The 11,550-nt window shown below is 67.0% G+C and carries 10 protein-coding genes; 4 read left to right on the top strand and 6 right to left on the bottom strand.

The features are described from left to right. Positions 1 to 81: 81 nt before the first annotated feature. Positions 82 to 1,044, bottom strand: a complete 963-nt coding sequence (hdcA, locus tag C2L80_RS11680; RefSeq protein ID WP_087195788.1) for a histidine decarboxylase, pyruvoyl type — start codon at positions 1,042 to 1,044, stop codon at positions 82 to 84. Between the two features lie 216 nt (positions 1,045 to 1,260). Here hdcA and C2L80_RS11685 point away from each other — a divergent pair, with 216 nt between their 5' ends. The 3 genes from C2L80_RS11685 to C2L80_RS11695 all read left to right on the top strand — a co-directional run bounded on the left by C2L80_RS11685 (position 1,261) and on the right by C2L80_RS11695 (position 3,769). Further along, a complete protein-coding gene (locus C2L80_RS11685) occupies positions 1,261 to 1,827 on the top strand; it encodes a TetR/AcrR family transcriptional regulator (protein WP_103263250.1) in 567 nt (188 codons plus the stop codon). 779 nt (positions 1,828 to 2,606) lie between these two features. Then, positions 2,607 to 3,134 carry a flavodoxin family protein gene (locus tag C2L80_RS13760; RefSeq protein ID WP_129589954.1) on the top strand — a complete coding sequence of 176 codons (528 nt, stop codon included), beginning with the start codon at positions 2,607 to 2,609 and terminating at the stop codon, positions 3,132 to 3,134. After that, the gene (locus tag C2L80_RS11695) at positions 3,131 to 3,769 is read left to right on the top strand and encodes an NAD(P)H-dependent oxidoreductase (protein WP_103263252.1); all 639 of its coding nucleotides are present in this window, start codon (positions 3,131 to 3,133) and stop codon (positions 3,767 to 3,769) included. Before C2L80_RS13760 ends, C2L80_RS11695 begins: the two co-directional genes overlap by 4 nt. 407 nt (positions 3,770 to 4,176) lie before the next feature. Here the strand turns inward: C2L80_RS11695 and C2L80_RS11700 are convergent, their stop codons facing one another. Together C2L80_RS11700 and C2L80_RS11705 are read right to left on the bottom strand one after the other, a co-directional pair. Further along, the gene (locus C2L80_RS11700; RefSeq protein WP_239938959.1) at positions 4,177 to 4,500 is read right to left on the bottom strand and encodes a type II toxin-antitoxin system RelE/ParE family toxin; all 324 of its coding nucleotides are present in this window, start codon (positions 4,498 to 4,500) and stop codon (positions 4,177 to 4,179) included. Beyond that, complete coding sequence (locus C2L80_RS11705) at positions 4,497 to 4,820, bottom strand: type II toxin-antitoxin system Phd/YefM family antitoxin (protein WP_103263254.1); 324 nt, start codon at positions 4,818 to 4,820, stop codon at positions 4,497 to 4,499. The genes C2L80_RS11700 and C2L80_RS11705 overlap by 4 nt, the downstream gene beginning before the upstream one ends. 254 nt (positions 4,821 to 5,074) lie before the next feature. Here C2L80_RS11705 and C2L80_RS11710 point away from each other — a divergent pair, with 254 nt between their 5' ends. Continuing rightward, complete coding sequence (locus C2L80_RS11710) at positions 5,075 to 6,061, top strand: MerR family transcriptional regulator (protein WP_103263255.1); 987 nt, start codon at positions 5,075 to 5,077, stop codon at positions 6,059 to 6,061. Positions 6,062 to 6,120: 59 nt separating this feature from the next. Here the strand turns inward: C2L80_RS11710 and C2L80_RS11715 are convergent, their stop codons facing one another. The 3 genes from C2L80_RS11715 to C2L80_RS11725 all read right to left on the bottom strand — a co-directional run bounded on the left by C2L80_RS11715 (position 6,121) and on the right by C2L80_RS11725 (position 10,530). Next, complete coding sequence (locus C2L80_RS11715) at positions 6,121 to 7,146, bottom strand: PDDEXK nuclease domain-containing protein (RefSeq protein ID WP_087195781.1); 1,026 nt, start codon at positions 7,144 to 7,146, stop codon at positions 6,121 to 6,123. Positions 7,147 to 7,307: 161 nt separating this feature from the next. Then, positions 7,308 to 8,927, bottom strand: a complete 1,620-nt coding sequence (locus C2L80_RS11720; protein WP_087195780.1) for an ATP-binding protein — start codon at positions 8,925 to 8,927, stop codon at positions 7,308 to 7,310. Between the two features lie 31 nt (positions 8,928 to 8,958). Further along, a complete protein-coding gene (locus C2L80_RS11725) occupies positions 8,959 to 10,530 on the bottom strand; it encodes a vWA domain-containing protein (RefSeq protein WP_087195779.1) in 1,572 nt (523 codons plus the stop codon). Positions 10,531 to 11,550: the final 1,020 nt, after the last annotated feature.

Genomic DNA, 11,550 nt, shown 5'->3' on the forward strand with positions numbered 1-11,550 from the left:
GCCGGGGGCGCCGGGGGTGCCGGTGGGCGTGCTTGCGGGGGCGCCGCCTGCGGCGGGCGTTGTGTTGGCAGCCATGACGCGCTACTTCGACAGGTCCGTGAGCGGCTCGAAGTCCATCTGCTTGAGCCAGTCGGACAGCTGCAGGTCGTTGAGCGACGCGAAGCCGGTGGCCGGCACGGCGTTGCGCGCGAGGGTGACGTAGGGGCCCACGGTGATGGCGTCGCCGATCTCGTTCGGCTTCATCATGCGGTGCGCATATCCCACGTACGTGCGCTCGAACAGGACGTTCGAGTCGCGCCCGCACTCGATCACCGACCAGACGATCTCGCGGCGGTGCTGCTCGAGGAACGCCAGCATATCCTTCTCGCTGTCGTTTTCCGTCCACACGCCGGCATCCTCGATGAACAGGTCGGCGGCGAAGTCGCGGTCGGCCGACAGCGAGATGGCGATGAACGACCACACGCCGTAGCCCTCGCCCTCCTCCGGGCGAAGCGGGCGGTCCTCCTTCGGACGGTAGGCCGTCACGCCCTTGTTCGCGCAGATGACGTGCGCGCCGGGCAGGGGATGGAAGCGGCGGTCCTCGGCTGTGCCGAACAGCTCCACGCCGGCGTTGAGCAGCGGGGCGGCGTCGAACACCTCAAGCGCGCTGCCGTCGAACTGCCTCTCCGTGAACAGGGGCTTGCTCTTGCCGCTGGCGATGCCGTCATGGCGCGCGAGGTCGTAGCCCCACACCTGGCCGGCCATGCCGCAGAACGACGAGGCCGTGAGCATGTTGATCTGCCCGATGTAGGCGTCGGCGGTCTCGGCCTTGTCGTAGGTGACGATGCCGTCGATGAGCAGGTCGTTCGTCTTCTCCACCGTGCCGGCTGACACTTTCAGCACGGACACGTAGCCGTTGCCGTAGGCGCCCGGCATGCCGTAGCCGTCGCAGTAGTAGTCGTAGGGGCTGATGGCCGTCTTGTCGATGTGCGGCGCGCGCATGCCCGCGTGGCGGTTCTGCGCGCGGGCGATGGTGCGGTTGCGGCGCTTCTCGAGGTTCTTCATGGGATGCAACTCCTTTCATGCGGTCGGAGCGGGTCCGAGTACGCCGCCGATTGTAGGAGGAGGCGCGCGGGCGCCTTCGCCCTCCCGCTCAACTGATGGCGAGCCGTGCTTGCGCCGCTCCCTGTTCGTTACGGGAGGGAAGCCCGCTTGACACCCGCTGGGCGCTTCTGTATATTACATGCGTAATATTACAAGTGTTATATGAAAGGAGGCGACGTGGCCGAGCGGAAGGTGACGCGAAAGGACGTGCTCGATGCGGCGCTCGCCATCGTGCGGGAGCGGGGGGAGGGCGCGCTGAGCGCGCGGACGGTGGCCGAGCGCGCGGGATGCTCGGTGCAGCCGATCTACAGCCAGTTCGGCGACATGCGGCAGCTCGTGCGCGCGCTCTACGACCATGCGCGCGCGTGGGTCGCGGCCTACAACCGCGAGCATGCGCTTGACGGGTGCAATGCGTTCGAGTCGAACGGTCTCGCGCATTTGCGCTTGGCGCGCACCGAGCGCCCCTTGTTCCATTTCCTGTACCTGTCGCCGCATATGGACGCGACCGGTTTCGCAGAGGTGTACGACAGCGTGGCGATAGAGGGCGTGCAACGGTGCATCGAGGAGCTGGGCGGCTTGCCGCCCGCCGAGGCGCGCGAGCTGTACCTCGACATGATCGTGTACGTGCACGGCATGGCCGCGATGCTGGCCACGGGCGCGGACTTTTCCGACGAGGAACTGGTGGCGCGCATGGACGGCGCGTTCCACTGCTTCGCCGCACGGTCGGCGGCGGACTTCCGATGAGCGAGCGGCATATCGAGGGGACGTGCGGGGGGGGGGCTTTTACCCGCTGTGTTCTCCCGTTTCGACCGCGCGAAGCGATGCCGCAGCCGCTGCCGTTGAACGCGCTTGCGCTTGCGTGCGTGGTGGGTGCATGCGGCCGAGGGCGTGCCCGCAATGGGCCTTGGGGTGGTTGCGCGCGGGAAGGCGGTCGCGGATGAGCGCTCGTTTTCGGAGATAACGGCTGCGGATGCGGCGATTGTCGGAAAGCGGATGCGCGAAGGCGAGCGGAGAAGCGAATCTCGGGTTGGAATGCAGGTGCGGTGGCCGTGCGGCCATTATGCGCGACGGCTCGGATATAGTTGCGGGCGCGCGTGGGACGAGCGCGTTTCGAGTGGTGGGCGCGCCTGTTGAGGGTTTGATTCGAGGATAGGAGGATCGCGATGGGCGTTCGTGATGTTTCCCATAAAGCAACTGCTGATTCGGAACAGATGTTTCACGTGAAACATTCCGAGGGGCACGCGCAGTCGCGCGACTGCGCGGGGCGCACGCGGTCGAGCGGTTGCGAGAGGCACCCGCGGTCGAGCGACCACGAGGGGCGCATGCGATCGCACGGTCGCTCGGGGCGCTTGATCATCTTCGACGCGGGCGGTGCGAGCTGCGGGCTTTGCGCAGACGACGAAGGTCGAAGGGCGGGCTTGGACGGTCGGAGCCGTGCGGCCAACTTCCGGCGGGTTGTTGCGGATGGCGAGGTCGGCGGCGGTGCGGATGGCGGCAACGGTGCAGACAGTGGAGAAGAAGGCATGTTCAAGAAGGCGGCCGGAAAGCATGCGTGGGGTGCCGGAGACGCCGGAGGCGACGAAGGGGAGGGCGCGTTCGCGGAGGGGTTCGGCGCTGAAGACGTGCTGTTCTCGGCGACGCCGCTCGTGAAGCCGTGCACGGGCTGCTTCGGTTGCTGGACGCGCACGCCAGGCGTCTGCGTCCTGCGCGACCGCTGCACGGAGATGCCGCGCCTCATGGCGCGCTGCGATACGCTTGTACTGGTGAGCCCGTTTGTGTACGGCGGGTTCTCGCGCGCGGTGAAGGCGGTGCTCGATCGCGCCATCGGCTACGTGCAGCCGTTCTTCCGCACCGTGGAGGGCGAGATGCACCACGTCCCGCGCTACGAGGACGGGTTTCGCCTCGAGGCGCACTTCTACGGTCCCTCCTCGGAGCCGGAGCGGGAGGTTGCGCGCCGGCTCGTGCGGGCGAACGCGGTCAACTACTACGCGACCTCGTTCGACGTGCGGTTCCATGAAAACCTTGGCGAGGCGAAGGAGGCTCTGCGATGAACGTGGTGCTGGTGTGCGGAAGCCCGCGGCGCAAGACGGGCAACTCGGCGTTTCTTCTGGATGCGCTCGCGCGCAAGCTGGAGGGGCGCGCCGAGGTCGAGCTGCGCCATGCCGTTGCGCGACCGTCCGAGGAGAACGAGCGCACGGCCGAGCTCGCGGCGGCGTCCGACGCGCTCGTGGTGGCGTTTCCGCTGTATGTGGACGGGGTGCCGGCGAGTTTGCACGAGGCGCTTGAGCGCATCGGCGAGCGCGTGAGGGCCGCAGGGACGTCGCCGAGGCTGTACGTGGTGGCGAACAACGGGTTCTACGACGCTCGGCAAAACGCGCTCGCCGTCGAGATGCTCTGGCTGTGGGGCGATGCCCACGGCCTTCCGCGCGGCCGTGCGGTGGCCGTTGGGGCGGGGGAGATGTCGCAGGTGGCGCCGATGGGGCATGGGCCCTCAAAGAACCTCGGGCGCGCCTTCGACCGGTTGGCCGACGACATTGCGGCAGGCTGCGGGGGCGAGACGCTGTTCGTGGAACCCAACTTCCCTCGCTTCCTCTATCGTTTGAGCGCCCATCATATGTGGCGCAAGCAGGCGAAGGCCAACGGCCTGAAGCCGCGCGACCTCAAGCGCCGAGCGTTTGACGCGTAAGCGCGCCAGCATGCGCTCCGTGCGCCGCGGGTCGCAGCGCGCATCGAGCGTGCGACGCGCGCTGCGCATCGTGGCGCGGGGCGCTTATGGAACGCGTGACGGCGCGGCGTAGGCGTGGGCGCAGGGTGCGCGGCGATGCGATGCGGGTGCGGCGCATGCACAGGCCATGTGAAAACGTGGCATGGGCGTAGGCTTCGTGGCGAGAGCGGGGCGCAGGGCGCAAGGCGCTTTGTCTGCTGGCGTGAAGGCGCAAGGTCGTTTCTGGCTGCCGAGCCGATGCGAAGCGGTCGGGGCTGCTCAGGCGCTTGCTGAGGGTTGGAGGACGCCGGAGGGGCATCGGGGCGTTTCGGCGATGAGCGCACCGGGGGCGGCTGCGCACCGGGGGCGGCTGGGCGGTGCTGCGGCCGCTATCTTGGCAGGTCGACGAGCGCGTAGGTGTCGATGTTCTGGCGCTGGTGCAGGATGCGGTAGACGGTGAGCGTTTTTTCGTCGAAGCGGTAGTACACGGTGTAGGGGTTTGCGAGGACGGTGCGGTATTCGGTGCGGCGCAGTGGGTCCAAGCGCACGCGCCCGCCGCTGTCGGGGAAGGTGCGCACGCGCTCTATGGCATCGTCGATGCGTCGCATGGCATCGAGCGCGGTTTGCGGGGCCTTGCGTTCGAGCCCCAGGTGGATGGCGATGGACTCGCGGTCGAGATGGGCGCGCGGGCGCCAAGCGAGGTCGAGCATCATCGCTCCTTGCTGGCAGGTGCGTAATCGAGGCCCCACAGCGCGAATATCTCACGCATTTTCGCATCGGATTCCTCCGCCGAAACGGCCTCGGGGCGGTACTGCTCCTCGATCTCGGCCTCGCGCAGGGCCAAGTACACCCGGTTGCGCCGCTCGGTCGCCTCGTAGGCGTCGCTGTCCATGAGCACGTAGGAGGCCACGCCGTTTTTCGTGAGTACCACGGGCTCCTGCGTATCGGTGGCTTGCGTGCACACGTCGTTGAGCTGCGTACGCAGATCGGTGATGGGCCGGATGATAGGCAGCGGTGCGGCGATGGCTGGCATGGCTTCTCCTTCAACGAGCGCCGACAAGGTGCAACGCGTTTCAACCTCTTCGATCGGGTCGTTCGAAACACTCTGCGTCAACCGGCGGGGAAGACGTAGGCGCAGGTGTCGCGCCTTCAAAAAGTAATGAATAGCATACGGTATTATGTATGTAATTGCAATCTCTTCCATTGTCCCTTTTTTCGAAAACGGGGTTGACCCTCACGTTGCGTGAGGGTGTAGGCTGTCGTCACGACGTCGGAAAGGAACGCGCGATGGAGCGAAGGGCATGCGAGGAGCCGGAGGGTTGCGACCAGGATCGGGGCCAGAGCCGGGATTGGGACTGGGGCCGAAACAGAGACCGCGGCTGCGGTCGTGACCGGGGACGGGATCAGAGCTGGGACCGAGATCGGAATTGCGACCGCAGTTGGAACCGGGGCTGCGGCTGGGATTCCGGTCGAAACCAGGATCGCGGCAACGATCGGAGCCGCAACCGGGACGGCGGCGAATACACGGTGAGCGAGCTGGCCGAGCTGTCGGGATGCACGGTGCGGACGCTGCACCATTACGACGAGCTGGGGCTGGTGCGCGCACGCCGCGGTGCGAACGGGTACCGCCGCTACGGGCCGGCCGAGGTCGACCGGCTGCAGCAGGTGCTGCTGTACCGCGAGGCGGAGATGCCGCTTTCGGACATCAAACGGCTGCTGGACGACCCTTCGTTCGACGCGCGCACCGCGCTGGCCGGCCACCTGCGCGAACTGCGAGCGCGCCGCGGGCGCTTGGATGGATTGATCGCGAGCGTGGAGAAAACGCTCGCCAGCATGGAAGGAAGAGCGGACATGAAAGACGAAGAGAGGTTCGAGGCATTCAAGCGGGGCCTTGTGGAGGAGAACGAGCGGCGTTTCGGTGCCGAGGCGCGCGAGCGCTGGGGCAGCGAGGCCGTCGATGCGAGCAACGCGAAGGTGAGGGGCATGACCGAGGGGCAGTACGAGCGCGCGCAGACGCTCGAGCAGGAGGTGAAGGACGCGCTCGCAGCGGCCCTGGCAACGGGCGATCCGGCGGGTGCGGAGGCTCGGCGGGCCGCCGACCTGCACCGCCAGTGGCTCTGCTGCTTCTGGCAAGACGGCGCGTACTCCAAGGAGGCGCATCGCGGGCTGGCCGAGACGTACGTGGCCGACGAGCGCTTCAAGGCGTACTATGATGACGTGGCCCCCGGCGCGGCGGCGTTTTTGCGCGACGCCATCTGCGCCTACTGCGCGTAGAGCTTTGTCTGCCGGCGCTTCGCGAGAAGCGCCGGCACGTTTGCCCTCGGTTGCTTTGCCTATTGGTCGTCCGATGCGTGCGCCAAGTAGGTGGATTCCAACGCGTGCGACAGCTCGTCTTCAGTGGGAAGGTGCATGACGTACCTCGAAGCGAACATGTTCTTGCCGTCTGCGAGCACCGAGTATTTCGCGACGGTCTCGTCTCGGTCTGCGCAGAGGATGATGCCGATGGTGGGGTTGTCCTCGGGCTGCGCGCATCGGTCGTCGAACAGGCGCACGTAGAAGTCCATCTGCCCCACGTCTTGGGGCGTGAGCTTTCCGGTTTTGAGGTCGATGAGCACATAGCATTTGAGGACGCAGTGGTAGAACACGAGATCGACGTGATAGTGGCTGTCGCTTTCGGTGGTGATGCGGTATTGGCGAGCGACGAATGCGAAGCCCCTGCCAAGTTCCAAGAGGAAATGCTGGAGCTTGTCCATAAGCGCTTGTTCGAGATCGCTCTCCAGATAGGTGGTGCCTCCTGGTAGATCGAGGAAGTCGAGAACGTACGGATCTTTCAGGATGCTGTCTGCCCTTGTGCGCGGTTCGAGCGCTTTAACCTCCTTGCGCACGATGTCGCGATGATCCTCTTGGGTGGCGAGCAGCCGCTCGTAGTAGGACGAGTGGATCTGCCGGTCGAGCTGGCGCACCGTCCAGCCTTCCTTAGCGGCTGCGCGTACGTAAAACTCGCGACGTTTTTGATCTTCTAAACGCATGATCAGGCGATAGTGAGACCAGCTCAATTGTGAACACAGCGTGTTCGCAATTGGGAATGCAAGGTAGAACTGTTTCATGTAGAAGAGATTCCTGCTGCTGAATACTTTGCCGAACTCGCGGGTCAGGCGCTCGGAGAGGTATGCAATAAGATGCTTGCCGTATTCGGCGCGTTCTCCTTGAGCCTCGACGATGCGCCGTCCGATCTCCCAGTATGCGGCAACCATCGCGCCGTTCACCGCGGCGGCGGCTTTCGATTGCGCTGCTTCGAGCGTCGTCCGAACGGACTGGTAGACGGCTTCGTCCTGGGTCTGATCATAGAGCTGTCCCATGACAGCCTCCTTTCGAGAAGCGGCTGTCCTTCGCGTGCGAAGTTAGGGACCTGCCCAGCCTCGCGCACGCGCGACGTGCGCATGCGCTGACCACCATTGCTTGCTGTCAGTATAGCAAACAAATGTTCCTATTTCAAGGGGAAACCCTACTCTTCAAATTCCTACTCTTCGGCCGACAGGTCGAGGCGGTTGATGCGCTCGGCGAGGTCGGTGCCGCGCTCGTGGAACAGTAAGGCGTCGTTGTGGGCGAAGTAGCGCTCGCAACCGTGGTCGTTGATGAAGGCCATGCCGTAGCGGCTCGCGGACAGGTCGGTGACGAGCAGCAGCATCTCCTGGCCCGATCCGAACGCCTCCTCCACGAAGCGAAACGCGTTGTCGAGCGCCGCCGACGCATGCTCGATGCGCGCATCGAGATCATCCGCCATCTCGGCGAAGAGGGCTTTGACGTCGTCGAACTCGACGGTGCGGCCAGGGGCCTCCAGCCGCAGCGCGCGGTCCGCGAGCGCGAGCGTGCGTTCGTAGGCCACGTATCCCTCGTCGGAGAGCAAGCCCGCCTTGCGCTCGGCGTCGAGCCGCGCCTGCAGCGTGGAGGCCTCCTGGCGCAAGAAGGGAAGGACGCCGTCCGTCGCGTCGGGTGCCGCATCAGGCAAGACGCCGGATGCGGCATCGGTCGCCACGTCAGCCGCCGCATCAACCCCGACGCCGCCCGCCGCGGCACCCGCGCCGCCCGCAGGCGCTGCCGCGATCTCGTCCCTCATCCGCACGAGCGTTTCGTGCGCGAACTCCACGGCGCGCTCTTCGAGCACGGCTTCGCGCAGACGTCCTCCCAGCGCGTCGGAGACGAGGCCCATGAGCGATACGCGCTCGTCGAAGCCGGCGGCGCGTGCCCGCTCGACCACGGCGGGGTCGGCCTTCCCTTCCAGCAGACGATCCACCTGGTAGTCCGCCCGATACTTCGTGAACAGGTCGTAGTACACGCTGAAGCGCTTCGCGATCTCGGCGTTCTGGACGTACTGCCCGATCAAAAGCTCGTCGACGACCAGCCCCTGCTCCTCGTACAATTTCATCATGGCCGACAGGTCGTCCCAGCCGCGCGCGGTGACGAACGACGGGCCGTCCACGGTGGTCTCCACGCGGTAGAAATGATCGCGCTCGATGTCCAGGTAGGTGAGCACGGCGGGATGCACGCCCGTCTCCACGGCGAAGTCGCGCCAGGCGGGGAAGTCGGGTTCGACCTCGATGCGCTTGAGGCGGTCCCACGTGGCGATGTCGAAGTCGCGCGCCACGCGGTTGTACTCGGGCGGGTTGCCCGCCGTCACCACGATCCAACCGTCGGGCACGCGGTGCCGACCGAACGTCTTGTACTGCAGAAACTGCAGCATCGCGGGCGTGAGCGTCTCGGACACGCAGTTGATCTCGTCGAGGAAGAGGATCCCTTCGCGCCGCCCCGTGGCCTCCATCGCGTCGTACACCGCGGCGATGATCTCGCTCATCGTGTATTCGGACACGTCGTATTCCGCGTTGCCGTAGGTCTTCTTCGCGATGAACGGCAGGCCGAGCGCGCTTTGCCGCGTGTGGTGCGTCATCGAGTACGACACGAGCCCCACGCCCAGCTCCTGCGCGATCTGCTCCATGATGGCCGTTTTGCCGATGCCGGGCGCGCCCAGCAAGAACACGGGGCGCTGCCGTTCGGTGGGAAGACGATAGCCGCCGAACTCGTCCTTCGAGAAATACGCGACCATCGCGTTTTTGATCTGCTGCTTCGCTTGCTTGATGTCCATGGCGGGATCCTTTCTGGCGCGGTTGGGTCGCCTAGCGCGGCCGGGTCGCGCGTGGCCTCGGGGCGAGCGGCGCGTCGTCAAGTGCGACGGTGTCGTCCAAGACGACCTTCATGGCCCATGGGGGCACGGGCGGGCTTGCGGCGGCGGTCGCCTCGTCCGCGAAGACGAACGCGACGTCGTAGTCGGGCTTGCGGGCCGGGTAGGTGCCCTGGCCGTCGGTGAAGTAGATGAGGCCGCCGAGGTTCGCGATCTCTCCGCGCTCCAGCGCGCCGTCCACGTAGGCGAACACGGGACGGAAGTCCGTGCCGCCGAGCCCCTTGATCTCGAGGTTGTCCAGGTAGGCGTCGAGGTCGCGCAGGTTGGCGATGCGCGCGACGTCCGTGACGGCGGCGTCGCACTGCACCACGAGCGCGTTCATGTCGGCGAAGAAGCTCGTCTCGTCGGCCAGGATGGCGTAAGTCCTCTCGATGAAGCGGCGCACGAGGCCGTCTTTCGTGGAGGCCGAGGTGTCGATGGCGATGACGAAGTCGCGGATGCGGCGCTCCTCCGCATGTTCGAGTGGCTCGATGAGCGGCAGGTTTCCGTAGCGGCGGAGGCCGTAGCAGTAGAAGACGTAGTCGAACTCGTCGTCGTTCACGCGGATGTGCTCGCCCATGTGGGCGAACTTGCGCAGAAACGCCCGGTAGTCCTGCTTTTTGCGCGCGACGGAGCGCAGGTTCAGGGCGAGGTTCGCCCCCTGCTTGCCCCACAGCTTCGCGTACGCGTCCAGCTGGATGCCCGTCTCGAGCGCGGCGTTTTTCCACTGCTCGCGCGACCGGTCGAGGTTGATCGTGTCGGCGAAGCGCTCGCCAAGGGCGCGCGCGGCGTTCTTGGGCGCTTGCTTCTGCTCGATGTCGTCGGCGTCCATGCCGCGATGGGAGGCGTGGCTTTTCTTGGCGGTCGCGGCTTCGGGGGGCATCTCGGCGTCGGTGCCGCTCTCGCCGGGGCCGGCGGCGGGCGCTGCGGCGTCCGCGTCGCGCTCCTCGGCGCGCTCGCCGCCGCGGGCATCGCCGCCGCGCGCGCCCTCGGCGGCGAGCATGCGGTGCCACGGCTCGTGGTCGTCCGCGTAGAAGGGCGCGCGCAGCTCGGCCAGCTCCTCGTCGGAAAGCCCTTCATCTGCGAGGTGGCGGTACACCGTCTCGGCGGTGGCCAGCGGCAAGACGGCGTCGATGCGCGCGAGCGCGGCCTGCTGGCGCGCGGCGCGGGCGGTGCGCGCGGCGGGCAGGTCGAGCTCGCCGATGACGCGCTCCACGACGATGTCGCAAGCCGCGTCCCAGCGGGCGGCGTCCACCTGCTCGCCGGGGTAGGGGTGCAAAAACACGTTGTGCAGCACGACGTGCAGGTAGGCGCGCGCGAGCGCGGCGGGCTCGGCGGCGTACAGGCGCGCGATCGCCGCGGGGTCGTAGCGCAGGTGCGCGCCGTCGGTGGCGAGCGTCGCGCCGGGAACAGGCAGGAGGGAGAGGCGTGCGAAGGCCGCGCCCATGAACCGCAGGTTCACGAGCAGGGAGTTCCTTGCGAGGTCGAGGGCTTGCAGGGCAAGCTGTTCGACCGGTTCGGTGGCCATGGCGGCTCCTTCGACGGGTGGCGCGTGCGGCGGCGAAGGCGGGCGGGCGCGGGTCGCTCGGCTGGCGCCGCGCCGCGGGCGGTGCGCGCACGCGGTCTGCGGCTTGCGTGAGCTTGCCCGGCGTCTTGCGGCACCGAGATGACGGGCGGTGTGCGCACGCGGTCTGCGGCTTGCGCGCGACCGCTGCGGGGCGTCCGCACGGCTTGCCGCTTGCCTTCGCGGCTACGGGCAGTGTAGCATGGGGTCGGCGGGCGGTAAACACATCGCTCGGCGACCGTTTTTGGGAGGTGGCGCAAAGACCATGGCCGGAAACCCGCTGGTGTTCCATCAAGTCGAGGCTTCTATCGATTGTTTGGTTGAGCAGACGATCAAAAATCCGCCGCAGCTTGACGCGCGTGACGCGAAGGTCGTGCGGGCCGCGCAGGCGCGCGAGGGCGAGGTGTGGTCGCCCCAGCTTCTTCCCTATGAGTCGTGGGCTGCGCGCCAAGACGACGCCGAAACGGAGGCGGGTGGAACGGACGGCGATCTGCTCGTGGTGGGGGCGCTCGGCATGGGCATCTCCGACGCCGAGCGCGAGGCGCTGCTGACGCGCGCTGCCCGCCATGCCGCCGGATCCGCAGCGGCCCCGGTGGCGCGCGGGCGCATGGAGGACGGGCTGCGCGGCGCGGTCGAGGTTCGCCAGGATGTCGATGGCTATGCGCTTTCGGGGTTCGACCTGCGCCGTTTCGCGCAGGCCGTCGGCAGCGACGATGGTTTGGTGGTGACGCTGCCCGCGTTCGTGGACGGGGTCCCCGTCGTGCGCATCGCGGCTGAGGCGTTCGCGCGCAGGCTGGTGCAGGGCGTGGGCGTGCGGCTCCTCGTGGTGCCCGACACGGTCGAGCGCATCGCGGCGAATTCCTCCTATGCCAACCACGAGATCATTCAGGCCGCGGCGCAGCATGTCGCATGGGTGNATCCGGTGGATGCGCAGCCGCGTGGGATAGAAGATGGCGACGTCATTCGGGTGTTCAATGATCGCGG

The organism is Rubneribacter badeniensis (genome assembly GCF_002899695.1).
GTDB lineage: Bacteria > Actinomycetota > Coriobacteriia > Coriobacteriales > Eggerthellaceae > Rubneribacter > Rubneribacter badeniensis.